Here is a 25,305-nt window from a genome sequence, read left to right as displayed (position 1 = left end):
TTATGCCACAGGTAAACTTAACCAATTTAATTGCCAAACTCGATCCTGCTGCTAAGCGGGCATTAGAAATGGCCGCCGGCGATGCCATGAACAGCCACTGCCCGGCGATAGAAATTGAGCATTGGTTAATCCAGTTAGTTTATAAACCCGACGCCGAACTGAGCCAGTTTCTCCAGAGCCAGAATATCACCCCGGATCAGCTGGTGGCGGAATTATCCACCAAGCTGGAAAAACTCAGCAAAGGTTTTGAAGGTCAGCCGACCTTAAGCGGCGATTTAACCGAGTTGGTGAAAAATGCCTGGCTGATGGCCACGGTGGACTTTGGCCACAGCCAGCTGACTCCTTTACATCTGTTGCTGGCGAGCCAGCAAAAGAATGATTTTGGCGCGACGATTATGCCGTTAAAGGCCCTGGAAAATTATTCCGAGTCGGCATTAAAGGCGCAAATCTCGAAATTAAAAGTGGCTTCAGGCAGCGGCACGGTTGCCGGGCCTGCGACTGCCGGCGCCGTTTCCGGCGATGCCCTGGACAAATATACTTCCAACCTGACCGAGCTGGCGCGTAACGGCCAGCTGGATCAGGTACTGGGACGTAACCAGGAAGTACGCACTGCGATTGATATCTTATGCCGTAAGCGGCAAAACAACCCTATCCTGGTGGGTGAACCCGGGGTCGGTAAAACCGCGGTGGCGGAAGGCTTGGCAATACGTATTGCCTCCGGGGAAGTGCCGGCGGTGATCCGCGATGTCGAAATTCACAGCCTGGATCTGGGTCTGCTGCAGGCGGGCGCCAGTGTCAAAGGTGAATTTGAAAACCGCCTCAAGGATGTCATCAATGAAGTGAAAAACTCGGAAAAGCCGATTATTGTTTTTATTGACGAGGCCCATACCTTAATTGGTGCCGGTGGCGCCGAAGGGCAGAATGATGCTGCCAACCTGTTAAAACCGGCACTGGCCCGCGGTGAGTTCCGCACGGTTGCCGCAACGACCTGGGCGGAATATAAAAAATATTTTGAAAAAGACCCGGCACTGACCCGACGTTTCCAGGTGGTGAAAGTGGAAGAGCCGGGGGCGGAAGATGCTATCCAGATGCTCAGGGGCGTTGCCGAATCCCTGAAAAAACATCATAAAGTCTATATCCGCGAATCTGCGGTGGCGGCAGCGGTTAACCTTTCTATCCGTTATTTGCCGGCACGCATGTTGCCGGATAAGGCCATCAGTTTGCTTGATACCAGCTGTGCCCGTATCGCCCTGACCCAGGGGGCCAAGCCGGAGCCGATCGAGTCGCTGGAGCAGCAGCTGATGTACCTGAACAATGAGCTGGAAGTGATGGGGCGGGAAAATGCCATTTTTGACAATGCCGACTTTGAACTGGAAAAGCTCAAAGACACCATCAAAGATACCGAAGCGCAGTTAACCGCCTTAAACGAGCGCTGGCAGCAAGAGCTGGAGCTGGTGGATGAGGTGATTTCGCTGCAATCCGAAGTCAGCGACAATCTTGAGAACGGCAGCGAGGACGGCGAAAAGCATGCCCTGCTCAACAGCAAGTTGTCTGCGCTTGAAGCCCTGCAGGCGGGAGAGCCGCTGGTGAATGCCATGGTGGATGATATTACTATCGCCCAGGTGGTTGCCGCCTGGACAGGCATTCCTGTGGGCAACATGTTACACGATGAAGTGAAGAAGTTGCTGACCATAGAAGACGAACTGCATAAGCGGGTGATCGGTCAAAGCGCCGCCATCAGCGAGCTGGCCAAGAGCATTCGTATTTCCCGCGCCGGGCTGACCGATAGCCGTAAACCTATCGGCGTGTTCCTGATGTGTGGCCCGAGCGGGGTCGGTAAAACCGAAACCGCGGTTGCCCTGACCGACTTATTGTACGGCGGCAGCAATGATATGACGGTCATCAACATGACGGAATTCAAGGAAGAGCATAAGATTTCCATGCTGTTAGGGGCGCCGGCGGGTTATGTCGGTTTCGGCAAGGGCGGGGTACTGACCGAAGCGGTCAGGCGCAATCCTTATTCTGTGTTGCTGCTCGATGAAATGGAAAAGGCCCACCCGGGTGTGCATGATTTGTTTTATCAGATCTTTGATAAGGGCAGCATCCAGGACAGCGAAGGCCGCAGCGTTGATTTTCGCAATACCATTATTATCATGACCTCCAATGCCGCCGACCAGGCCATCTGTGATGTCTGCGACCAGGAGGAAGAGCGCCTGCCTAACGAAGAGCTGGTCACCCGGATACGTCCGGCGCTGCAGCAGTACTTTAAACCGGCTTTCCTTGGCCGCGCCACTGTGGTGCCTTATTATCCGCTCAATAACGAAGAGTTAAGCAAAATTTGTGATATTGCCCTTAACCGCATCCGCAAAAAACTGGCGGAGCAGTATAAGGCGAGCTTCAGCTATGACGAAAATTTTGTGCAATATGTCATCAGTAAAAACAGCGATCCGACTACCGGAGCCCGGGGTATAGAGCAAATTATCAACCGCTCGCTGATGCCGCGCCTGGCGGAGCAGTGTATTACCTTGCTCAGTGAAGGCAAAGCCATTAACTCGGTGCAAGTTAGCTGCTCTGATGTCGATGACTTTGAAGTGATAATCAACTAGTTGAGAAAACTATGGCCCAAAAAATATTTTTTAACATGTTAAAATTTACCCCCCTGTTGTTATGGCTGCACTCCCAGATGGCATGGGGGGTTGGGCCTGACAGACTGATGCTGAGCACCCAGGAGTGGCCGCCATACCAGAGTTATTCTGAAGATCAGATTTCCGGACTGGCGGTAAGTCGGGTAAAATGCGTGCTCAGGCAAATGGAGCAGCCGTATCAGCTGACCATGACCAATTGGGCCAAGGCGCAGCTGAACGTGCAAAATGGCGTTCAGCACGGTTTTTTTATTACCGAAAAAACGCCGGAGCGTGACCGTTATGCGGTATTCTCCAAGCCGATGATCAGCCATCATTGGTATTGGTATTATTCCAATGCCTTAACGGATACCAGTATTTCGGATATTAATAAGCTGAAATGGAAGGTCAGCGCCAAGTTTGGCTCGCAAAAATGGTTTTACCTGCATAACAATGGTTATGACGTGGTTAAAAAGCCACGTAATATGAAGAATTTACTGGATATGTTGTTACATAACGAAGTAGATGCCATTTTAGTGGACGAGCTGGCGATGCAAGTGGAATTAAAACGTAAGGGTATGACCCCCAACAGTTTTCGTAACCGCTTGGTAGCCACTAAACCTATGGGGGTTTATTTTAATAAACGCTTTGTCAATCGCTACCCCGGGTTTATGGAAGAATTTAACCAGGCGGTTGGCAGCTGCTCAGAACAATAATAATTATGGCAATTACAATACAACTGACAGAAGTCCCCGAAAACGAACAGGTCCCGAGCCGGGTCTTTACCGTACCGAAAACCGGCGGGGACTTTGGTAGCGCCTTTGATTGCGTATTACAACTGCCGGACCGTACCGGTAAGGTGGCCCCGAAACACGGCCTCTTTATCCCGGGAAAACATGGCATTTCACTGGCGGCAGTGAACGGCCATGCCCTTAAGGTGAACGGCAAAGCGCTGGCGTCCGGCAGGAATATCAAACTTGAAGACGGTTTGATGATCGAGGTAGCGGACTATATGTTACTGGTCAGTGAGCCGCTGGAGCAGGTAAACGGGCAGGCAGAAGATGACAGCAATCCTGAGCCTGTGGCGGCGAAGCAGGCGGATGTGCATTTTTCCCTTGAAGACGACTGGGATAACGACTTGGATTTAGTGATGGCGGATGACAACAAACAAAACCAGGCGGGACAAAAAGAACAGGCGCATTTTGCCTTTAACGGTGTGCTGGTGGATGATCCCTTTGATGAAGATCCCTTTGCCGATGCCGAACTGAGCCTGCAGGGTGAAAGTGACGGTTTAGTTTTTGAAGAAAGCGAGCCCGAGCCAAAAGTGGAAAGGGTGGCGCAACCGGACGACAGCGCGGATTTAGTGTTGCAACCCCTGGGGGAAGCACCCGCCAATGGCCAGGTGGACCGCCTGATGGCCTTGCTGGAATCTCAGGTGGCCAGTGCCAATGAGCAACAAAGCCGGTTGCAGCAGGCCCTGGATAAGACGCTGGATATCTTTCTTGAAGAGTTTTCCCCTTTACACCTGGAAGAAGGTTACAGTGATTTTGCCACGCCGCTGTTTACGCAAAAAGAAGCGCAATACTGGCGCCAGTACCGTAAATCCTTTAACCGCCGTTTAAATAAAGGAGAGTACCACCGTTTGTTTAAGGCTATCCTGCTGGAAAATATGCAGGGAGATATGAAAGATAATATGCAGGATTCTATGCAAAAAAGCAGGTCTAATAATATGCAGGGAAACAAAAGTTAATGTTCAGGAAAACCTTATCTTCTTATGTTGCTTTAACCTTTGGTTTGCTGGCGGCGGTCGTTTTGACCAGCGGTTGCAGTTCCATGTTTGGCTCGGACGAACCCGAAGTGGTGACTTATCCGCTGAACATAGTTGCCGGGGACGATATTAATCCGTCTGATTTGAGTCCGGCGAATCCGGTGATCCTGCACTTGTATCAGCTGAACAATTTGGAGCCGTTTCAAAGTGCGGAAGTGATCGACTTATACCAGCAGGATGCGACGTTACTGGCCGACAGCCTGGTTCATAAAACCTCTTTAGCCAGTGTCTTGCCGAAAGAAAACCGCAAGCTGGATGTCAATATTTTACCCGGCACCAAATATTTAGCCGTTTTTGCCGAGTTTGCTAGTTATGGCCAGGCGAAAACCCGGGCCTGGGTCGATGTCAGTAATTTAGAAGATGATGATATCGAAGGTTTTACTGTGGCGATAAATTTGCTGACTTTAAATATACAGGCAATTGAAGACTCGGGTTGGTGGTAATGTAAACCCGGCTTAGGCGGCTTTTGTCCGGTATGGTGCAAGTGCCGCTTTGATAAATTTTTTACAAGTAATATGATAATTAAGAATAATATTGGAGAAATACTTTGGAGCAATTAAAACAGGTTGTCTGGAAAGAAGGGATCTTTATTTCTCCGCAACATTTTCAGCAACAGGCGCTGCATTTCAAATCTTATATTCATAATTACGCCAGTACCGTAGGTTATACCAACCATTACGGCCTGGGGGATATCACGGTGAATACCGACTTGTTGAAGATCGGCAAAATTGCCATTACCTCCTGTTTTGGTTTGTTTCCCGACGGCCATTATTTTCACCTCGATGAAGAAATTGTCCTGGATGTGCCCCAGGATGCAGTGAAAAAAACCGTTTATTTGCTGCTGCCGCTGGCACTGCAGGGGGCTTTGGCCTACGGTCAGGAAAGTGCCCAGGCCAGCCGTTATCTGTGCCAGACCATGACCAGTTACAATAATACTTCCAGTGAAAGCGACAGCCTGGAAATAGAAGTGGCCCGGGATAATATCGGCTTAAGCATAGGCAAAAGCGATATGAGCGGTTTTGTTTCTTTCCCGATAGCCCGCATCCTGGAAACCCGGGAAACCGGTGAAGTGGTATTCGACAGCAGTTTTGTACCCGCCTGTATCCATTTCCAGGCCTCGGTTTACCTCTCGGACAAGGTGAAGATGCTGCAGAGTTTATTGCAGAATCGGGCGGAAGAAGTGCATAAACGTATTGCCCTGGGACAGGAAAACAAAAGCGAGCAGACCCTGTATAAAGATTATTTATGGCTGCAAACCCTTAACCGCTGGTTGCCCTGGGCCGAGTGGATCCAGCATGATATGCAGTATCCCACCCACCAGTTATACCGGGATTTAACCACTTTATCGGCGGATCTGGCGGCCTTGATGCCGAGGTTGCCGGAAGCCTTTAAACCTTTGCAGTATGATCAGCTCTATCAGGTGTTCAGTCCTATTTTTCTGATGCTGAGAAATCAGCTGAGCCTGGTATTGCAGGACTCTGTGATTGAATATCCCTGGGACAAGCAGTTATTTGAAAAGCGCCGGTTGTTGCGCAGCATTATTCAAAACCCGGATGCCATGGTGGAGCGGCGTTTTGTTTTATGTATCGAATCCAGCATAGGGGCCGAGGCACTGGCGCAAATTGCACCTCAGGCGGTGACCCTGGCGGGGAACAGCAATATTGTCGAGCTGGTGCGCAATGCTATGTCCGGCGTTGAACTTAAGCATCTGGCCGTCGCGCCTCATGAGCTTAAGCCGAAATCAACCGCGGCGTATTTTGAGATCAATAGTCATAATGAGCTGTGGCAGGATATGCTGGCGAAGGGGGAAATGCTCAATATGCATATCGATATCCGAATCCCGGATCTGGAAGTTATACTCTATGCGCTTTAAAACCCGGTGTTGTGTGCAAAAATTTAAATAAAGTTATGGAAGAATAAAGATAAAAAATAATGGCTGAATTTACCCAACCGGAGCAAGAGCCGGTCACTGTCCCTATCGACTTTAGCGATACCGTACTCAGGGAAGAACTGCATTTTGATTATGCGGATAACCCCTTGTATAACGTCAGTGTGCCTCTGCTTTCCGTTATCTTAACCTTGCCCCGGTTGCCTAAACCGGAAAATATCGAGCAATTTCGCCAGCAGCTGAAACGTGATGTGGTGGCGCTGAGCGAAGCGGGTAAAAAGCTCGATTATCCTTCTGCGGTGATCGACAAGTTATGCTGCCTGCATTGTATTGTTATCGATGAGTTTATTATTCACGGCCTTTGGGGTTATGACGCCGGCTGGGAAAACAATACCTTGTTAAGCGAATTATTTTCCATGAAAAATGGCGGTGAGCTGTTTTTCACCGTCGCGGAAAAGGCGATGCTGCAGCCGGCGAAAATGGCGGATCTGCTGGAAATTATTTATGTCTTCCTGCAAATGGGCTTTAAGGGGCGCTACCGCTCACGGCAAACGGATCGCCTCGGGCTGATCATCAAGGAAATCGCCGGTGCAATTAAAGCAAAAATAAACAAAGCCAATGTGTTAATTGAAGATATTCCGCAGGTGAAGTACCGCTCGCTGCGCAGCGGCGTACATTATTTTTCCCTGACCTTGCTGATTTTCTTTTTGTTGGGGCTGGCAACTTCCTTTGTCGATTATTGGTATGAACAAAACTATCCCTTAAGGGCGGCGGCCTTTCTTGATCTGGATAAGCTGACCTCCCGTTACGTGCTTAATGCCAAAACCGAGGATATCGTTTATGTCAGCACCAATGAAGATGTCCATGCCATACATAATTTAACCGCGCCCCATAGCGAGCGGGAAAAAGTGCCGGCAGTGCCAGTGGAGAAAAGCACAGCGGAAAAAACTGTACCGCAAGCAATAGCACCTGAAAAAAGGCCGCTACAAAAATCACCGGAAAAAGTGGCTCCCAAGCCCATCACCCCGCCTCCTGTATCCGCGGCAATAACCGGCTCGGCGGAATTTGTGCCGGAGGACAGAGTAGAGGACAAGGGTCCGGCAGTATCTGCATACCGGGTGCAGCTGGCGTCTTTTTCCAGTAAGAAAAATGCCGAAAAATACCTGCCCAGGTTTCAGGAAAGTGTCTATCCCGTAAGTTTAATGGCGGTGGGCAAATACTTTATTCTCTATAGCAATGCCGATAACTGGCAGGCGGTGAAACAACAACAAAGTTATTTTGACAATGAGTATCAGCTCGCGGTGAGTGTGATTGCGACCAAAAAAGCGGAGCCGGCACTATGATGACCTTTACCCTCACCAAAAAACACCTGATCGGATTTATTCTCGGCTTTTTGTTTACTGTTTTTGCCTTTGCCTGGTGGTTTGTCAGCAGCTATGCCTGGGTGTTTGCCCTGGCAGCCGGGCTGATCCTGGTGGTTTCTCTGGTATTGTGGTTTTTTAACCGTGATGAAGCGGAAACGAAACGGCAAAAACAGCTGGAAAAACAAGATTTGCAGCTGGTGAAAAAGCTCTTTTCCCGCTTTACCCAGGAATTAAAAGACAGGGGGCAAATCAGGCAAAAATACCGCCTGCCCTGGTACCTGTATATCAGCCACGATATGGCAGCCGATAAGGCCTTGCTCGGACAGATGGGGTTTAGAAATTCCAATGTTGTTAATGCTGCCGAGGTTTTGCCGGTACAGATCTGGTTAAAAAGCGATGCGGTTATGCTGACGGTGCAGGTTTCATCCAGCGACAGCCGCTCTCTCAATTGTTTAAAGCTGCTGTTAAAAGAGGCAAGAAAGTTTCGTTCGCGCCAGACCCTGAACGGCATATTGACCGGGCAGTCGCTACAAACCCTGATGGCAAACAACAGCAGCTCTTGTCTGCAACTGGCGGGTAATACCCGGCTGGCGATCGATGAAGCCCAGGTGATCTGTGGCCAGCACCTGCCGGTATATTGTTTGTTTAACCAGATGTCGGGATTGGCGGATCTGTGTCAGTTTTTTGCTTCCCTGGATGAACACGAGCTCGACGGTGCCTTTGGCGCCATGAATGTCGATAAAAAATACCAGGGGCATTATGACGGCGACTGGTTTGACAGTGCCTATGAAGATTTAAACCGGCGTTTGGGCCAGGCGGTGCTGTCGGCACTGGACAGCCAGCTCAATGAAAATTTCCGTCGCTCCGTGGTGGCGGCGCCGCTGCAATTTACCCAGTTAAAGCGGGATATAGGTTTTTATCTCGAGCAACTCTTTACCAGTAAAAGCTCAGCCGAGCAGTATTTGTTCCGCGGGTTCTTTTTTACCAATACAGAGCAGCACCTCAGCGTTGCCGATCCCCTGACCAAGCAGGTGGCCTATCAGCTTGGTTTTAATGAAATGCTTGCGCCGGAAGGGGTTAAATTGCCCCATAGCATGTTTGTCAGCCGCTTGTTTAATAAGTTCATCCGTCCGGAAGCCGGGGTTGCCGGCGTCAATAAAAGGCGCCGCCGTCTGTTCTGGTTTTTCCAGGGCAGCTATGCCTTTATGATTTTTGCCCTGGCGATCACCCTGGCGTTTTTATTAAAGGCGAACTTTGACTACCACAGCGAGCTGAATATCCAGGTGAATAAACAGCTGCTTAACTACAAAAGCGCCATCCGCCAGACCCCGTACGATATCGAGGATTTGGCGGTTAATGTCACTAACCTGAGACAGCTGCGTGATATTTATATGTTATATCAGCAGGATACCCCGGTTTATATTAATGAGCAGATCCCGGGCCCCGGCATTGGCGATGCGGTGAAGCAGGCCTATCACCAGGCATTAAGTAATATTTTACTGCCGTCGATGGTGCGTTACCTGGAAGAAGAGCTGTTTGTTTATGAAACTCTGGGGGAAAGCCTGGAAACGGCTAAGTTGCTGAACCTCAACGAAGAGTTACGACAGCACGATCTGCAAAACTGGCAACACCTGGAAATGTATTATCAGCAGTCTTTTATCAAAGAAGGTAATAACGATAAAGATCTGCTGCAAGGCCTGACCTTGTTGATGGATGACCTGTTTTATCTGGGGGTGCCGGAGGTTGAACTGGATCAGGCCCTGATTGCCCAGGCCCGCAGCAGCATCAGTGCCATCAATACTACGGAAGTGGTATTTCAGTATATTAAAGATCTGCCGCAGTTTTCCAGCCTGGTGGATATCAGCAATGACCTGGGCAATAACTTTGCCCAGCTTTATGAATTTGAAACCAGCCGCAGCGGCCACCTGGTGCCGTTTATTTTCACACCCCAGGGGTTTGCCGCGATGGACTTTACCCCGGATTCTGACTTGATGGTGAATGTCTTCAGCAGCAATAAAGCGCTGCTCGGGCATCAACTGACCAGTTATGAAGAAGAAAATATCAGCAATGGCTTACGCCGGTATTATCAGCGCCAATATGTCGATTTCTGGCAAAAATTTGTTGATGACATTGTGCTGAAACCTGTCACTGCCGAGAACCTGAATCACAGGTTGTCGATACTGGCGTCAAAAACCGATGCGCCCATGAATCGTTTATATCAATTGATTGCTTTTTATACCGAACCCCAGTTGCCGTCAGGGCAGCAGGCGGAACAGGCAAAAGCCGATAAAACAGAGGCCGCCGGGGATAAGCTGGCAAAAAATGGTGAAAAAAGTGCATCGGCTTTGGCCGGGTTAACCGGCGATAACAGCAACAGCGTCAATCACAAGCAGGCGATGATCAGTTTTATCAAAAATGAATTTTCCGCCTACCATCAATTTGTTCGCCTTGATGACAAAGGGATCAGTGAGCTGGCCAACCTGCATACCGTGGTGAGCGATGTCCATAAATGGCTGAGCGCATCTTATGCCAGCAATGCCACTTTGGGCGCCTATCACTTTCAGCAGCTGACCTCAGCCAATAAAGACACTAGCTTGCTGCATCTTCAGCAAACCCAGGTCTCTATTGAGCAAATTAGCGAGCAAATCGATACCCTAGTCGAGCTGGCCAATACCCAGGTTGCCCAGGCGGTGAGCCTGTACGTGAATCAAAAATGGCAGCAAGAAGTCAGTGACAATTTTAACCAGCAACTGGCGGGTAAATTCCCGTTTGCCCTCGACAGTGATCAGGATGCCAGCTTTGAACTGGTGAACCGTTTCTTTAAACCGGAAGGGGTTTTTGATCACTTCAGAACCCATACCTTGTCTAAGTTTAAGCATGTGGGCCAGCAATTGGTATTAAGCGGTTATACCCCAAATGCCGAGATCGCCATAGACGAACAGGTGGAAGGGCAGTTCACCGCCATTACCGGTATCCAGAAAACCCTGTACAGCCAGTCGGATAAGCAGTTGTCTATCCCTTTCAGGGTGAAAACCAAGTCTATGTCTGCCAATGCCATAGGTTTTGATATTTTCTCCGGCCGCACTGTGTTTAATTACCGTCACGGGCCGAAATTATGGAATGATTTTGTCTGGCCGGATCCCGATAACCATAGTGAGTTGCTGACTATTTTCCACACCACGGATAATAAAAAGCAAACGAAAAAGTATCAGGGGGACTGGGCCTGGCTCAAGCTGATTTACGGTTTCTACCAGCCGCGCCAGTTATCGCCGCAAATGAAGGTGGTATCGGATGAGCACGAGATCACTTTGCAGTTATCGGTCAGCAGTGATATCAACCCGCTAAACCCTGACTTCTTCAGTCAGCTGGCCTTGCCGGATCGCTTGTTATAGCCAGGTAAAGACCCGTGCTGTTGCATATTAACGGCAACAGCACATGGCTGATACCAGGCTGTCACATCAGTTATCGCCGCAAATGAAGGTGGTATCGGATGATCACGAAATCACTTTGCAGTTATCGGTCAGCAGTGATATCAATCCGCTAAACCCTGACTTCTTTAGTCAGCTGGCCTTGCCGGATCGCTTGTTATAGCCAGGTAAAGACCCGTGCTGTTGCAGATTAACGGCAACAGCACATGGCTGACATCAAGGGGTATGAAGGCAGCATAGCTTCTGTTATCTGTGTTGCCGCTCCGGCGGTATGCTAGCACCTGATTTGTGGATAAAATCAGAATTTGTACTAATCTGATTATTACTCTCCCAGCTGATATGGTTAAGAGTAACCCTAGTTAGTTTTGTATGGCTGCTATCTTCAATCGCATTGTTTACCTTTCTTGCTTATCTTTATTTTGCTGTTTAGTGCTGGCGGTATTAACGGGCTGCCAAACCACGGGTAACAATACCTCGGGTGCCGCTGTGAATGATGGCGATAACTTTACCGTGCTAAAGCACTCGATTGAGCAAAATGCCAGGCGCCAGGAGCAAATGCTCGAACAACTTGCTCATTTGTTGTCGGCAAATGAGGAAATCGCCCTGAATGTCAAAGCGATAAAAATACAGGTGGAAGCACAGCAAACCCAATTGCTGGCGCTGAGCAAAAAGCTCGCCAAAGCGGTGGTGCCTTATACCTCAGCAGACGAACAAGCGCCCGGTCAGCGGCAGTTATTGGAGCAAATGCTGTTGGTGATGGATGCGCTGAAGATCAGCCTGGGACAGCTGGAAGCTGAGCAGGCGGCGCTTTATCAGAAACTCTACGGTAAACCGAGCAGGCTCTTCTACCTGTGCCGGCCACCTAAATGTGAAAAGGATTATGAATCAGACCTGAATTTTTCGAATTAAAAATAAGCGCTTATTGGCATTTATCTGCATAGCAACTTTCGCTTGTTCCCCGCTAAATCATTATTTTTTGCTGTCACCTGTTTTTACACTTTCGCTTGCTATCGTTAAGACAAAAGACATTTAAACCAACTTATCAACCAGTTACCACGATGGCACATTGTTTGCTAAATGCGCCGGGGTAAATTCCTTAACGCTTTATTTACTGCCTGACAGTAAAATACGGAAAAATAATGAAAAATAAATTGAATCTCTTTTTGTCTGCTGTTTTATTTTTAATCACCTCATCAGTTCACGCCACCGTTATTGAAACCATCAGTTTCCTGGGGGATAACCAGGGAGTCGCCGAAAGTTTTGCCTTTGCAAGCGGCGGTGTCGATTTAACCGTGACTGCCTGGACCACCAATGTCAACGATGAACAAACCGAGCTTGCGCCCTGGCAACTATTGTCGGGCGATAACGGTGTTTATAACGGCAGTACCGGTTTAGGTGTGGTATCGTCCGATAATGACGGTGTCGACCTTGACGGTGGCAGCTCCTCGAGCTTTGCCCGGGATCCCGACGAAGGTCTGCTGTTTGTTTTTTCCGAGCAAGTGAATTTACACGCTTTTACCGCCGGTGATTTATCTTCCAATGATGATCTGAATTTTGCCTGGGTAAACTTGCTTTTACCCGATAGCCTGGACGCCAGCAACCTTTTTGTTGACCGCAATGATGGCAGTGATCACTATCAACTAGCGTCCGGTACTTTTGGTTATGCCTTTATGCTCTGGGTGGACGGCAACGATGATGATGTCAGGATTGAAAGCCTTGAATTTTCAACGGTACCTGAGCCCTATACCTTGCTGTTATTGGCGATAGGGCTGCTGTTGTGCGGCTTTCGCGGCATGAAAAAAGGGCGTTAATGCCTGCTCGCTGCTTTTTGCTGTAAAAGTCCTAAATGTTTGCCACTATTTAGGACGAAATTTATAACAAGCAGCTTATATCCTTTTGATCGCTTGCCTTAACCGATCAACACAGTCGGCATGCCTAATACGATAGATCCCCCGTGGGCTGTAGTATCTCCCATACGAATAGCGGGTTTGCCGCCGAAAAGTACGGTGGTGCTGCCCATCACTAAACTGTCCGGGGTGCCGACGCAAGTCACGCTGTCACCCACGACTGCCGCGGGCATACCGCCGATCAGTACTGTGGGCGCACCCGGGCCGATAATGGGACCGCCGACATGGGGAATGGGCGGTACGGCGGGAGTTTGCATCGGGCAGACATGCATATCGGTAATTCTGGCGGCGGGTTGTCCCATAATTAATTTCCTTCTGCTTGATTATCTGTTGCACTGTTGGCATCAAGTGTCATGGCTTGGGTATTGATGCCCTTACCGTTGGCAATAGCAATGCCTATCTCGATCACTTGCTGGTAAAATTTCTGGTAATGGTCCCATTGCGGTACGGCGGCGGCTATGGTGATGGCGGCGGCAGCAGCATGGCCGTATAAAAACGGCGGCGGCATGACCGCAGGTAAATCCGGCTCTACTATGCTGCCGGTACCGGACCAGAATACCGCTTTGGCCACCCAGCCGGGGGCGTATTCCAGGCCGACCCTGTCTGCCAGCTGGCTGGCGCGAACCCTCAGGGTTTCATTGGGCTGGCTTAGCCAGTTACGGGCGGCGTTAATTGCCATGACTTCCTGTTCGTTCCAGTCCGCCTGACGTAAATCCATGGCTTCGCTGGCCCAGCCGATAGCTTCCATCACAGGCAAGGCATGGGCGATAAACTGCACCACATCGTTATATAACGCCTGCTCCTGTAGCAGCACTATCGCGGCCTCTGGCGTCAGCTCCGGGGTGAGCAAAGCTGCTGCTTCATCGCTGAGCTGGTAGCGGCTGATGATTGAGGCGATATTTTTGTTGGGGATTTTTTTAAGCATCCTTTTTACCTATATAAGTCTACCTGTGGTTAGTTGACCTGCACCAGCGAGCCCTGGATCTGGGTGATACCGGAGGAAGATACCTTGGTCATGGCGGATGAGCTCAGCTCTGCCCCAGCGCTGCCGCTGACTTTGGCCTGGGCCGAGCTGCTGACGGTGGCCCCGGCGCTGCCGGATAATTCGGCATTGGCACTGGCGCTGGCGCTGAAATTGCCGCTGGCGCTGATCTCGGTATTGCCGGTACTGGAGGTACTGATCTTGCTGCCGCTCATCTCGATATTGCCGCTGGAATTTACCGTCAGTTTATCGCAATCGATGGCGATACCACTGGTGCTGATTTCTATTGAGTTGCTGCCGACGGTTAAGGTGATCTTGTCATCGGCGGTAATGGTAATTTCCTTGGCTTTTTCCGCCAGAGTTTCCGCTATGGTTAACGAGTAATTGTCATTGCCGGTTATCGTCATTGCCTTTTGCGTAGTGCTGCTGTATTCCGCGGTGATGGTTTCCGTTAAATTATTTTCTACTTCCACCACATAATCTTTGGCGGCATGGAAATAGAGCTGTTCATTGTCGGACTTATCGTCAAAGCGTATTTCGTTGGCGGTTTCCCCCAGCTGGGTCTTGATACCGCTCTGGGTACTGTTGAGCTCGGCGTAGGGCGGCGGATTCTTGCTGTTATAAACACTGCCGATGATCACCGGCTGGTCCGGATCGCTGTTGACGAAACTCACCAGCACCTCATCGTCTACCCGGGGAATAAACTGCATGCCCAAACTGCTGCTGGCCATGGGCTGGGCCACGCGGATCCAGCAGCTGGGGCTGTCGCCGCCGACCTGATCCCAGTGAAATTGTACCTTGATACGGCCACTGGCATCGTGCTGCGGCTGGCCGCTGTCGCCGCCGATGACGATGGCGGTTTGCAGGCCGCTGATTTGCGGTTTAGGGCTGGCTTTCGGGTAGCCGGGGTAAGCGGCAGGACGGCAGAAAAAGTCATTGGAATACACCACCGCCTGTTCGGAGGCGTCTATGTTATGGGTAATGGCTTCTATGGCATACTTGCCTACCTGGCTGCTGTCTGGATGGTTGGCCAGGCTGAACTGGGTTGCCAGGGTCAGTTCTTCGACCTTGCTGCTGCCTTCAACCGCGCTGTAATCCCCCTGGAGCTTGTTTAGTTCGTTATCTGCCACGGTGGAGTTAACATCGCTGATATCCCCTTTCACCGAATGGGCGCCAAAATGGTATTGGGTCAGTTTCTGGTTGTTGGCTATGGTATGGGACGAGCTTTTATCGCCGCTTTCAATCAACTGGCTGCTGGCGTAATCGTAATTGACGGTATTGACGGATTTACTGTGCACCCGCAGTTTAGGTTGCCAGCGGCTGATCAGCTGCTGCTCGCCGGAGCGTTCACTGATATAGTCCAGTTTACCTACTTCGGCGTCTTCATACGGGGACGCGGGATCATGCAAGGTCAGCTGGTGACTGTTGCTGCTGTGGCTGAAGTAATAATGTATGCCTTGCTCCGCCAGTAACCGGGTAACAAAATCAAAATCGCTTTCGTCGTATTGCACGCAATAGTTGCGCTCATCCGAGGGTAAAGTGCCCAGGGTATAATTGCCGGAAAATCCGGCGTCGTCGAACACGGAAGATAAAATGGCGCTCAGGCTTTGCTGCTGGAAAACCCGGTAGTTGCGGCGCAGGGTCAGCAGCCATAACCAGGGGCGCAGGGTAATGCGGTAGCTGGCGTAGTTATGCTCTGACTCGGGCTCGAGCTGCTGCACTTCGGTGAGGTAACCGTGAAAGACCCGCTTTTCTTTTTGCTTGTTATCGGCAATTTCATTCCAGTGGCAGGTGATTGGCTGGCCCAGCTGATCGGCACTGACAAAGCTGTTACTGACCAGAATGCCGGTAATGGTAAAAGGTGCGGATAATTGCTCCTCTATGGTCAATTTATGGCCGAGATGGAGGTCGCCGTTTGAATCGGTGAAATAGAGTCCGCGATTATCAAATTGATAAGAAACCGCCATAGTTAACCCTTAATCTTGATTGAATTCCCTAAGGTTTATACGCTGATTTGTATAAACCACAATTATAAGAAGACGTTATCATTAATGACGAAATTAAAGCAAACAAAACCCGCTGAAAAACCGGGTTTTATGTGCAGGAAGTACATATGCCGTGATCACAGGGATGTGAGTGAACGGCGATACGGAAGTACCGTCAGCTTATTTGCTCCCGGCATAAGCTAAGTACTTATGTCCATATAAGCAATGACGTGATCATAGGGTGAAATGAACGGCGGTACAGGAAGTAATGCCTTGCTTCCTTCTCCTGAAGCAAGGCAGATAGTCACTACCGGCGCAGATCAGGCGTAGAGCAATTGTGCCTGCCGGGATTTCGTGGAATATTCGCTGTGCAAGCGGCTGAGGTTATCCACTTCTTTATCGATCAGCTCCCTGAGCCTGGTCATAGCTGTAAGGCGTTTGCTGGTTTGATGTACCTTGTTTTTCGGATCCAGCCAGGTATGCAGGGGTTTAAGCAGCTGGTTCATCAGGTAATGGATACGTGCCTTGATGTCTTCCAGGCAGGCCTTGAGCTTATCCTTAGTTAATGCCCCCTGGCCGTATTTGCTCCGGTTGACCTGGAACAGCTGGCTATAGCCCACCAGGCCTTTATCTATACTCCTGGTAAATTCGTGACGGCGGCCAAAGCGTACCCAGCTGAGCTTTTTCCATTGTGACAGATCTATCACTTTATCTCCCAAGCGTATGCCGGAAAAGGCCTGATGATTAAGCCAGGTTTGCGCCAGGATCTGGTTGTTGACTTGCTTCAACGCCAGTTCAAATTTACGCATTTCCATCGCAGGATTTATTTCCCGGGTTGAGGCGGCGTTGAGTTTTTCTTTTTTGAACCAGGTTACTTCATCCAGTACCCCGGTGGTCTGGCCGGTGCGGGTGGTGGCTTTTTTTAACGCTTTTTGATTAAACCAGGTGATATCGTCCAGTAAACCTGTGGTTTTGCCCAAGTGGGGCGTGACCGGGGCCAGGCTACCGGTATCGGAGCGCCTGATGGCGGACAACAGCGCAGTCCTGGGGATGGCGGCCAGATAATCTTTAGATTTTTCATGGTGCTCCACCATGGCGGTGCGCATCAATTCGGTTTGTCCCGCCAGGTGCAGCCGGTATTCGTCGCCGATATTTTCTATCTTGCACGGATGTTCGTCGATAATGCGCCTGGCCTCCGCTTGCATCGGTTTGATGTGTTTATCGATCACTAAATGGGTGTATTTGATCCAGGTGGCAAAGCCTGTGGTATCGCCGGGCATCATGGCTACCAGCTGGCTTTGGCTGGCGCTGCTGATGACGTGGCTGGCGATCAACGGGCTGACGCCGAAAATAGACAGATCAAAACTGCTTGAGGTCATAGAAGCATTGATCTGGCGGAAAATTTTATTGGCTTTTTTCATTTCCATACACTGGCGTATGGTGGTGATAATGCTTTGCAGGGTTTTGCGAAAATCATCCGCCCAGGCCACTGCCTGTGACGCCATCGGCATTACCCCGTCTACCAGGGCCTTGATGGCGGAAGCAGACAGCTCTCCTGCCAGGGCATTACGTTCGCTTTTCAGCAATAAATGTAACTGGTCAAAAGCGCCCCTGGGATCGCCGTCACTGGCAAACCTTCTGGCGCGGTTGGAGTTAAATACCGATACCTGTTTTTTCACCAGGTGATATACCCCGGGGCCAAAGGTGGTGACAAATTCCAGTGCGTTGGCCATTGGCAACAGATGACCGATCAAGCGCTCCACCAAGGACAGGATTTCCTTTTTCACCAGTTCGATAAAGGTCTGCACCGGGATCGCCAGGGTTTTTACCAGCTGTTTAAAAAAGTCGATCACCCGGTTGATGATAGTATTGATGGGGGACAGGGCGCTGGAGATGGCTTTACCCACAGGGGCGAAATGGCCCAGGATCCCGTTGATGATGCGCCGTACTATATCCGGCACGCTAATACCCTTGATGCCCATTTGTTCTAACAGGGACTTCACATCGCTGATAAAGCCTTTTGCTGTTTCCAGCCGGCTTTTAAAGCGCATATTGCAGCCCCAGAACATCTGGGCGCACAAGCCCTGTTGCATGGCGCGCAATTCTGCCAGCTCCCTTAAGGCACTGGCGTCGGATCTGCCGGTCATAAAGAGTTTCAGATGTAGTTCCCAGGGGGCCTGGGAGCCGGTATTTCTCACCGACTGGGTGAAATCTTCTTTGGAGCGGCACCAGTAATAAAATTTTACCTTGAGGTCGTCCAAATTCTCCTGGTTACGTTCGTGCTCATAGGTTTGAATGGCGGTGTCGACTTCCACCAGGGCATCGCTTCTTCTGCAAAGCACACCGCCGGCGGTGCGTTTTTTCCATTCGTCATGGCTCATTAATACGGGAAATGGCATGGCAGGGCACTCCGATCAAGACAAAAACAGCTTGCCGTGTCCGGTGACAACTACTGAATGGACTAAAGAATAGACATCAATGTTTATCTGTTATCGAGCTATCTTAATGAAAATATTGGCGAGAGCAAATAATTCCTTGAAAGGCAGTAACGGCAGGTGAAGGCGATTATTACGAAATGTGTCGTTTTGTTGTTAAATGTAACTAAATGTAATTTTTTATCTTCTCTTTTGTAACTTGCTGTTCTATATTGATTTACGGCAGCGGATGTATCTGCCGGACAATAAAAAACTAATAATTTATGTCACATCATGGATGTTACAGGGAGAGTTTTATGTTTAAACAGACACATTTGGTGAACTCGGTTCGCCTGGGGTTAATTTTTTGTGTGACTGCTGCGCCTTTGAGTTTTGCCGCAAGCACTATCAAAGGTAGCGATGTTGAAGAAATTGAAAAAATAGAGGTGACGGGGTCGCGTATCAAGCGCACCGAACTTGAGGGGCCTTCGCCTATCGTGATCCTGACCGCGGATGATATCAGCGATAAAGGTTTCAGCAATATGTATGAAGCCATTCAAAACCTGACCGCCGGCACAGGCACCAACCAGGGCCAGGGCTATACCAATACTTTTACTCCTAATGCCGAAACCGTGAATTTACGCGGTTTGGGGGCAAACCGGACTCTGGTTTTGCTCAACGGCCAGCGGGTGGCCAATTATCCCCGGGCCTATAACAGTGAAAATAATGTTTTTAACCTGTCGACCATACCGACATCTGCGGTAGCCCGGATTGAAATTTTAACCGGGGGCAACTCGGCTATCTACGGCTCGGATGCGGTGGCGGGGGTGATGAATATCATTACCAAGAAAGGCATTGAAGAGACAACCGTTACCCTGCATCACAATACCTCGGATGCCGGCGGTGGCGATAACCGCAAGTTAACCCTTACCGGCGGTTTTAGCAGCGAAAATTTTTCCTGGAGTTATGCCGTGGATTATTCCGACCAGGATATGCTGCTTGGCAGCGAAAGGGACTGGCTGGATGATTTTAATGATGGCCCGGCCACGGATACCCAGCCGGAATATTACCGGGTTAACTCCCGGAGCATCATGGCCGGCGGCTGGGAAGGGGGTTTTATTTACCTGCACCCGGATGAGTTTGGCGATAACCTTTGTGATCAGTATCCGGACTTTGAGTTGTCTGAGCGTCCCAGCCGCGGCTTCTACTGCGGCCGGGATACCACAGGAGACTCTTCTTATATCAACGCGCGGGAAAACATTTCCGTGTACAGCAACTTTCAATGGGATTTTGCCGAGCAGCACCAGTTGACGGCAGATGTACTGTATTGGACCAGTGATGCCGCCCAGCGGGGAGGCTATGGTGCATCCTGGCGCACCGATACCATGACCTCGGGTTATCATGACGGCGGGGGCTTTGTCTGGGATGCCGAGAATGAGCGCTATCTGTTTCTGCAACGTACCTTCAGTAAAGAAGAGGTCGGCGATAATAAATCCTATTTCGAAGACGATATGTTGTATGTTTCCCTTGGGCTTAACGGCATCATTTTTGATGATTATGATTACCAGATCACCCTTTCCCACAGCGCCACCGATAACAGGGAGCATGAATTGCTGATCGCCTCGGATAAGGCGCGGGAATATTTTCTCGGTACCCCGGTAGGGGTTGAAGCCGGCGAGCCCGGTATGGACTATATCCCGAATTATGATCGCTTCTGGAGTCCGCTGGATGAAGCCGGGCGCGCCGCCATTGTCGAGAAAAATGATTCGACCGCAGATGCCAGCGTCACCACCCTAAACGGTTTTATCAGCGGCTCCCTTTATGAACTGCCCGCCGGTGAGCTGGGCTTCTCGGTGGCACTTGAGTATTCGAGTGAAGATTATGAAATCAATGTCGATCCCCGCACCCTGAATGAAAATACCGGTTGGGGCAATGGCCTTACCGGCACCGAAGGCGGCGGCGAGCGTGACAGGTACGGCATAGCCCTGGAATTTGAGGTGCCCATTACCGGGCAGGTGATTGCCAATATTGCCGGCCGTTATGATTATTATAATGATGAAACCGATGTCGACGGCGCCTTTACCTATCAATTGGGATTACAGTACCGGCCTACCGAAGATTTATTGCTGCGCACCAGTTATGGCACAACTTTTCGGGCGCCGGATATTCACCAGATCAATTCCGGACCATCCGGTTCTTATCTGGGGATCACTGACTACTACCTGGAAACCAAGTGTCTACAGTTGAGCCAGGGGCAGGATACCGGATTTAATGCGGTTGATCAGGCGGCGTTGCAGGTGCAGTGTAATCCGGATCTGCCGGGTGAGCTGAAGGAAGGACAGCGGGTGAAAGTGACGCAAACCGGTAATACCAAGCTGCATGAAGAAACCGGTTATTCCGCCTCGGTCGGTTTCTCCTGGGATGTGATGGATAACCTGAACTGGACCTTTGACCTCTATAAGGTCAAGATCAAAGATCAGGTGGAGTCCTGGAACAGCGACAACTATTTCCGCAAAGAAAGGGACTGTCGCGAAGGCATCAACACTCAGGGGGTGGATTGTGAGTTTATTTTAAGCCGCAGCACCCGCTTTGACGGCTCTATGCCCAACTCAGGTTTAACGGTGGAATCCTGGAACAGCACTTATGTTAACCAGGCGCTGAATGAGCAAACCGGTTTCGACATGCAGCTGGACTACCTCTACGATGCCGGTAACTGGGGGGAATTCAGTGCGGAAATCAAATATACCCATGTACTGGAAATGGTCAACCAGGAGTTTGCCGGTGAAGAAATCGATAAGGATTACCGGGACGACTATTTAAACAGTGCCTTGCGCTCGAAAGTGGACAGCACTTTTGCCTGGGCAAAAGACGATCTGCGTATCACCTTGACGCAAATGCGTTACGGCTCCAGCTGGAACTGGGAAGATCCGGATCCGACGCGTAATACCAATGACGAAAGGCGCGCGCTGGCGGGACGTTTAGCGCCCTGGTTGATCTATAACCTGGGGGTTAACTATGATATTACCGATGCCCATAGCGTACGTTTGGGGGTTAATAACCTGCGTGATAGCCGGCCCCGCAACGACAAGAGCTTTGATGGCACCGATCCCTGGTTTGACCGCAGCGTCTATCCGACCATGATAGGGGTGATGGGGCGTACTTTCTCGTTTGATTATATCGGGAGATTTTAGGAGAAACTTATTTAGTTAATTACTACCTGGACCTAAGGTCGCTTTAGAAAGCCAGTCGATACTCCCGACTGGCTTTTTATGTTTAAGAGTTTTAGCAGGTTGTTGACATGCAGGCACGCCATAGATTGGTCGGTAACGGTGTTTCATCACCATTGCGGCCGCCGGCTACCTGGCGGGTTATTTCGGCTGGAAGTGCTTGTTTGTCTTTAGACAGGTTTTTAAGCTTCTTTTTATTTAATTTTAATTTCATTATTATTTCCTTGATTGAGAAAAGGGCTGCTAAACGATGTAGTTTTTTTAGCCAAATAAATACTAGCCCTTTCATCTTGATTAAGACGTGATATAAATCAATATAAAATAGATAATGGAATGTTAACTTGTTGTAAGTGACCTGTGGTCATTGTTATGTATTTTTACCGTATAGGTAAACTTGCCCTCAGCACAGTAGAGCTGTGCTGGTGGGGGGCTGATAGAGATCGTTTCCCGGTTTGCCCTAAGGGGAAACCTTAGTGACTTCAAAGTATAAATAACAGTGATCGGAATAGTTTTCGATCCACTTGTCCTGCTCTTCAATGCTTGCCTGGTCGACCCAGCCGCGTATATCTACCTCAGACTGGCCGCTTTTAAAGGCGGGATTGCTTTCATTAACCGGCAACTTGTTATGCCAGAGCCGGGTTTTTAAATGCCTGGAGAGAAGTACCTGATCTAAGTCTGCCGCCGGATAGCGGCTGTTGGAACCGTTGGACCAGGTATTGGGGCAAGTTTTCGATAAGCGGCGCATGCTGACGGATTTGCGGTGCAGGTATTTGTCTAATCTGTCCAGTTCGGCAGCAGCGGGGATGTCGTGTTTTCTGCCGCTGTAATTCATGCCCATGGTATTAAAATCGCCGAGGACAATAAAATTTGCCTTTTGATTGCCTGGTGCGGCCTTATCCAGTTTTCTTTTTAACTTATAGATGCTGGCAAATTGTACGTCCCTGACCCCTAAACCGATTGGCGTACTCTGGCTTTTAAGGTGCAGGAACATCAAACTATAATCCCGTCCCTCTACCCTGACCGAGAGCATGGCGCCGGGTCTGAGGTAGCTGTAGGCAGATTTGAATTCAACCCGCTGGCTAAAAAAGGCGGTAAATTTATGTTTGACCGCCACCAGGATTTCCTGGGTTTGCGGCCCCTCGGTGATATGGAAGGAATACCCCGGAAGCTCGGTTAACAGGCTTTGGTAGACGGTTTTTCCTTCGACCTCGTACAGGGCAAAGATGTCGGGATTTTCAAACTTAATGGTGTTGACGATGCGAAAGAGACGGTCGGGACGTTTGCCTTTCAGGTGTTCAATATTCCAGGACAAAACAGAAAAAGCTTTCGGCATGGGGGTAACGCCAGTCGTTTACGTGTTGTTAAACGTTAGCATGCGTTGGGCGACTTTTCCTGTTTATTCATTATAAAGACGGTGGCGGCAACAGTAAAAGAACTTCATTTTGTTTGAGGTGAGCAGCAATGAGGCAGGAATGGTCCGGTTAAAAAATGTGGGGGCATAACCGGACCATAGAAACTTGTGGCGAGCTTTATTGCCTTAAGGCATTAACCTTGAAATTTACGGCGTCCCAGTAAACCGCACAGGGCTAAACCGAAAATGGCTAATGTAGAAGGCTCAGGTACTTCACTGACAACACCGTTACGCACTTCATAAACGTATAAACCGGCAACGCCGACATTAGAGTTTGACGGCATATTGAGCATACCGGCCTGGTCACCTGAGTGGTTGATTTCACTAAAATCTGTGCCATTGCCAGAGTTCCAGCCGGCACGGGCTACCGTGCCGCCAACGCCGTTACTGCCGCCACTGGAGTCGCCAGTGGTCCAGTTGATGGTTTCGTAGCGAAATTCAATGTTAAAGTCGCCATTGCCTTTATCGATCAATGCCAGCTGGAAGCTGTTTACCAGTTCATTATGTTGAGAAAAATAACCAACATCATCCCAGGTGACGGTGAAAATGTTATTCACATCATCCAGATCCCAGTATACCTGGTTGCTGCCGGTAGAATTGCCGCCGGGAGAGGCGGTTGTGGCGCCGGCGCGGGTGTCAACGTCGGCAAAGAAAGGAGCGATAATCGGGTTGTCGGTTGCACCGGTTAATGCATATGGCGTGAAAGTCCCGAGACGTTCGGCAAAGGTAACATTACCGTTATTGTTGACATAAAGGCCTGTGTAGTTGGTGCCGAAAAAGTCCAGTCCGCCGGACAGGGCCGGAGTAATATCAATTAACCCCGAAGAGCCGTCATCATTTGCCGGCAGGACATTTTCACCGAAACCGGCGCTACCGCCTAAACCGGATACGATAGGGGTAGCCAGTACCGAAGAAGAAGCAAAAACCAGGGCAGAACACAACAGAGACTTAAAAAGCATTAGTAAATCCTTAATATAATGGTGTTATTATTTTTTAATCAACAAGTTGTTACTTGATTGTTGTCGCTGTGTTAGCAACAGCTGTGCCTGTTTTTTTAACTGCTTATAATACAGTTGCTTAACTGTGTCTGGTCCGACCTTTTGTGCTTGGCTGTAAAATAATTAGACAGGAAAATTTTTGAGTTTTCTTTGGGTTATTAGAGAGATAGTAAGTCTGAAGGTTAGCGCCCGGGCCTGGTGTAGTAAGGAAAGCCGCTGCTGCAACCTTAGTGGAGCAACAGCTGTTACTGTTTGTTTTTGGAAAAATCGACCCGGATAACATTGTTTTTGTTTCCTTCAGCCGGTTTACCGTTAATCTGGCTCATCAAAATAGCCTCAACTTCGCTATTGATATGCTCGGTTTCAATGGTGTCTGCAACCACATCAAACATGCTGTTATGCATGGCCTGGTAACGGGCCTTTTCCTTTTCCTGCAATTCCTTGATGAGTGCATCTGCCTGCGTTTGGCTGACTCCGCTATATTGGCACAGCCATTGATGTAAAAAGGCCTGCAACGGCACAAAATAGCCTTTTTTTCCTTTTTGGTTTCTGATGGTGTTGTTGATATAACAGTCGAAAGCGATCAAGTCTATGCCTGCGGGCAGCTCGCCCATTTCATCTGCCGTCATTTCAATATGCCAGCCGACATCATTGATATGGCTTTGAACGCTGCGGTCTCCCCGCTGGTAAAAGGTGTTGGTGCTATGATCATGGCAGTATCGTTCAAGGCTGACATCAATAATAGAGGCGTCGGTGATCACTTGCGGCATCAGCTCCCGGATATGAAAATTTAAGTGCTGCTCAAACATCTGTAAAAAGCCGGTCTCATCGCCTTTTTTTAAACCGGTAAAAGTCATGGCGAAGCGGCTGTGATAATCCATTACTATCAGCACATTTTTGCGTTTAACCTTGATGGCGTGTACCAGCCAGTGCCATTGATTATTAGCCTGTTTTACCGCTTCAAGGGGGTTAACTGCAGTGATAGCTTGCCGGTTTTTTGCCTGCATCGATGCGGCGATGGTCTTTTCCGGGGGCGGCTTGAGGGGAGATCTTTTTGCGCCTTGGCGTATGGCGGTAAAAAACTCTGCTGCTGCCTTGGTGCAATTAAACACTAGCATATTGGATTATCCTTGTTAAACATGTCTGCTCAGTATGGCAATAAAACCGGGTTATTGTTTATGGCGGCAAACTTCATTGACGCCGATGTTGTCGCTGCCGGTTAATGTTATGTTTTATTATTTTTTATAACAGG

The 25,305-nt window shown here is 49.5% G+C and carries 19 protein-coding genes; 11 read left to right on the top strand and 8 right to left on the bottom strand.

Annotated elements, in window-relative coordinates:
* Window positions 1-2 precede the first annotated feature (2 nt).
* From tssH to QL234_RS28815, 10 genes are all read left to right on the top strand, one after another.
* Window positions 3-2,606: a type VI secretion system ATPase TssH gene (gene tssH, locus QL234_RS28860; protein WP_281561200.1), complete on the top strand. Its 2,604-nt coding sequence runs from the start codon at window positions 3-5 to the stop codon at window positions 2,604-2,606.
* Between the two features lie 35 nt (window positions 2,607-2,641).
* Entirely contained in the window at window positions 2,642-3,337 is a 696-nt protein-coding gene (locus tag QL234_RS28855) for a transporter substrate-binding domain-containing protein (protein ID WP_281561199.1), read from the top strand.
* Window positions 3,338-3,342: 5 nt separating this feature from the next.
* Window positions 3,343-4,371, top strand: coding sequence for a type VI secretion system-associated FHA domain protein (locus QL234_RS28850; RefSeq protein ID WP_281561198.1), 1,029 nt, complete (start codon window positions 3,343-3,345; stop codon window positions 4,369-4,371).
* Complete coding sequence (gene tssJ / locus QL234_RS28845) at window positions 4,371-4,892, top strand: type VI secretion system lipoprotein TssJ (protein ID WP_053043345.1); 522 nt, start codon at window positions 4,371-4,373, stop codon at window positions 4,890-4,892. The genes QL234_RS28850 and tssJ overlap by 1 nt, the downstream gene beginning before the upstream one ends.
* Before the next feature lie 104 nt (window positions 4,893-4,996).
* The gene (gene tssK / locus QL234_RS28840; protein WP_044835219.1) at window positions 4,997-6,322 is read left to right on the top strand and encodes a type VI secretion system baseplate subunit TssK; all 1,326 of its coding nucleotides are present in this window, start codon (window positions 4,997-4,999) and stop codon (window positions 6,320-6,322) included.
* A 59-nt stretch (window positions 6,323-6,381) separates the two neighbouring features.
* A complete protein-coding gene (icmH, locus tag QL234_RS28835; RefSeq protein ID WP_281561197.1) occupies window positions 6,382-7,680 on the top strand; it encodes a type IVB secretion system protein IcmH/DotU in 1,299 nt (432 codons plus the stop codon).
* Complete coding sequence (gene tssM, locus QL234_RS28830) at window positions 7,677-11,093, top strand: type VI secretion system membrane subunit TssM (protein WP_281561196.1); 3,417 nt, start codon at window positions 7,677-7,679, stop codon at window positions 11,091-11,093. The genes icmH and tssM overlap by 4 nt, the downstream gene beginning before the upstream one ends.
* 43 nt (window positions 11,094-11,136) lie before the next feature.
* Complete coding sequence (locus QL234_RS28825) at window positions 11,137-11,292, top strand: hypothetical protein (RefSeq protein ID WP_281561195.1); 156 nt, start codon at window positions 11,137-11,139, stop codon at window positions 11,290-11,292.
* 206 nt (window positions 11,293-11,498) lie between these two features.
* Window positions 11,499-12,038, top strand: coding sequence for a hypothetical protein (locus QL234_RS28820; RefSeq protein WP_281561194.1), 540 nt, complete (start codon window positions 11,499-11,501; stop codon window positions 12,036-12,038).
* Window positions 12,039-12,268: 230 nt separating this feature from the next.
* The gene (locus tag QL234_RS28815; protein ID WP_281561193.1) at window positions 12,269-12,940 is read left to right on the top strand and encodes a PEP-CTERM sorting domain-containing protein; all 672 of its coding nucleotides are present in this window, start codon (window positions 12,269-12,271) and stop codon (window positions 12,938-12,940) included.
* Between the two features lie 98 nt (window positions 12,941-13,038).
* Here the strand turns inward: QL234_RS28815 and QL234_RS28810 are convergent, their stop codons facing one another.
* From QL234_RS28810 to QL234_RS28795, 4 genes are all read right to left on the bottom strand, one after another.
* On the bottom strand, window positions 13,039-13,338 hold the full coding sequence (locus tag QL234_RS28810) for a PAAR domain-containing protein (protein ID WP_044835223.1): 300 nt from the start codon (window positions 13,336-13,338) through the stop codon (window positions 13,039-13,041).
* Window positions 13,339-13,340: 2 nt separating this feature from the next.
* A complete protein-coding gene (locus tag QL234_RS28805; protein WP_281561192.1) occupies window positions 13,341-13,961 on the bottom strand; it encodes a Twin-arginine translocation pathway signal in 621 nt (206 codons plus the stop codon).
* A gap of 29 nt (window positions 13,962-13,990) precedes the next feature.
* On the bottom strand, window positions 13,991-15,985 hold the full coding sequence (gene tssI / locus QL234_RS28800) for a type VI secretion system tip protein TssI/VgrG (RefSeq protein ID WP_281561191.1): 1,995 nt from the start codon (window positions 15,983-15,985) through the stop codon (window positions 13,991-13,993).
* Window positions 15,986-16,323: 338 nt separating this feature from the next.
* Complete coding sequence (locus QL234_RS28795) at window positions 16,324-18,402, bottom strand: hypothetical protein (protein WP_281561190.1); 2,079 nt, start codon at window positions 18,400-18,402, stop codon at window positions 16,324-16,326.
* Window positions 18,403-18,734: 332 nt separating this feature from the next.
* Here QL234_RS28795 and QL234_RS28790 point away from each other — a divergent pair, with 332 nt between their 5' ends.
* Window positions 18,735-21,608 (top strand): TonB-dependent receptor, encoded by a 2,874-nt coding sequence (locus QL234_RS28790; RefSeq protein ID WP_281561189.1) that lies wholly within the window; start codon window positions 18,735-18,737, stop codon window positions 21,606-21,608.
* Window positions 21,609-21,699: 91 nt separating this feature from the next.
* On the opposite strand, the gene QL234_RS28785 is transcribed toward QL234_RS28790, so the two are convergent.
* The 4 genes from QL234_RS28785 to QL234_RS28770 form a co-directional block, all read right to left on the bottom strand.
* On the bottom strand, window positions 21,700-21,858 hold the full coding sequence (locus QL234_RS28785) for a hypothetical protein (RefSeq protein ID WP_281561188.1): 159 nt from the start codon (window positions 21,856-21,858) through the stop codon (window positions 21,700-21,702).
* A 243-nt stretch (window positions 21,859-22,101) separates the two neighbouring features.
* On the bottom strand, window positions 22,102-22,977 hold the full coding sequence (locus QL234_RS28780; RefSeq protein ID WP_281561187.1) for an endonuclease/exonuclease/phosphatase family protein: 876 nt from the start codon (window positions 22,975-22,977) through the stop codon (window positions 22,102-22,104).
* Window positions 22,978-23,189: 212 nt separating this feature from the next.
* On the bottom strand, window positions 23,190-24,014 hold the full coding sequence (locus QL234_RS28775; RefSeq protein WP_281561186.1) for a nidogen-like domain-containing protein: 825 nt from the start codon (window positions 24,012-24,014) through the stop codon (window positions 23,190-23,192).
* Window positions 24,015-24,298: 284 nt separating this feature from the next.
* A complete protein-coding gene (locus tag QL234_RS28770; RefSeq protein WP_281561185.1) occupies window positions 24,299-25,171 on the bottom strand; it encodes a hypothetical protein in 873 nt (290 codons plus the stop codon).
* Between the last annotated feature and the right edge of the window lie 134 nt (window positions 25,172-25,305).

The sequence above is a fragment of the Thalassomonas sp. RHCl1 genome (assembly GCF_947387555.1).
In the GTDB taxonomy this organism is placed as follows: Bacteria; Pseudomonadota; Gammaproteobacteria; order Enterobacterales; family Alteromonadaceae; genus Thalassomonas.
Note: the sequence above shows the minus strand (reverse complement) of the source record. Positions and strands in the feature narration are given on the sequence as shown.

Excerpts from the sequence above, each read along its gene's own strand:
- tssH (WP_281561200.1), top strand. The coding sequence starts at position 3 with ATGCCACAGGTAAACTTAACCAATTTAATTGCCAAACTCGATCCTGCT.
- QL234_RS28855 (WP_281561199.1), top strand. The coding sequence starts at position 2,642 with ATGTTAAAATTTACCCCCCTGTTGTTATGGCTGCACTCCCAGATGGCA.
- QL234_RS28850 (WP_281561198.1), top strand. The coding sequence starts at position 3,343 with ATGGCAATTACAATACAACTGACAGAAGTCCCCGAAAACGAACAGGTC.
- tssJ (WP_053043345.1), top strand. The coding sequence starts at position 4,371 with ATGTTCAGGAAAACCTTATCTTCTTATGTTGCTTTAACCTTTGGTTTG.
- icmH (WP_281561197.1), top strand. The coding sequence starts at position 6,382 with ATGGCTGAATTTACCCAACCGGAGCAAGAGCCGGTCACTGTCCCTATC.
- tssM (WP_281561196.1), top strand. The coding sequence starts at position 7,677 with ATGATGACCTTTACCCTCACCAAAAAACACCTGATCGGATTTATTCTC.
- QL234_RS28825 (WP_281561195.1), top strand. The coding sequence starts at position 11,137 with ATGGCTGATACCAGGCTGTCACATCAGTTATCGCCGCAAATGAAGGTG.
- QL234_RS28820 (WP_281561194.1), top strand. The coding sequence starts at position 11,499 with ATGGCTGCTATCTTCAATCGCATTGTTTACCTTTCTTGCTTATCTTTA.
- QL234_RS28815 (WP_281561193.1), top strand. The coding sequence starts at position 12,269 with ATGAAAAATAAATTGAATCTCTTTTTGTCTGCTGTTTTATTTTTAATC.
- QL234_RS28810 (WP_044835223.1), bottom strand. The coding sequence starts at position 13,338 with ATGGGACAACCCGCCGCCAGAATTACCGATATGCATGTCTGCCCGATG.
- QL234_RS28805 (WP_281561192.1), bottom strand. The coding sequence starts at position 13,961 with ATGCTTAAAAAAATCCCCAACAAAAATATCGCCTCAATCATCAGCCGC.
- tssI (WP_281561191.1), bottom strand. The coding sequence starts at position 15,985 with ATGGCGGTTTCTTATCAATTTGATAATCGCGGACTCTATTTCACCGAT.
- QL234_RS28795 (WP_281561190.1), bottom strand. The coding sequence starts at position 18,402 with ATGCCATTTCCCGTATTAATGAGCCATGACGAATGGAAAAAACGCACC.
- QL234_RS28790 (WP_281561189.1), top strand. The coding sequence starts at position 18,735 with ATGTTTAAACAGACACATTTGGTGAACTCGGTTCGCCTGGGGTTAATT.
- QL234_RS28785 (WP_281561188.1), bottom strand. The coding sequence starts at position 21,858 with ATGAAATTAAAATTAAATAAAAAGAAGCTTAAAAACCTGTCTAAAGAC.
- QL234_RS28780 (WP_281561187.1), bottom strand. The coding sequence starts at position 22,977 with ATGCCGAAAGCTTTTTCTGTTTTGTCCTGGAATATTGAACACCTGAAA.
- QL234_RS28775 (WP_281561186.1), bottom strand. The coding sequence starts at position 24,014 with ATGCTTTTTAAGTCTCTGTTGTGTTCTGCCCTGGTTTTTGCTTCTTCT.
- QL234_RS28770 (WP_281561185.1), bottom strand. The coding sequence starts at position 25,171 with ATGCTAGTGTTTAATTGCACCAAGGCAGCAGCAGAGTTTTTTACCGCC.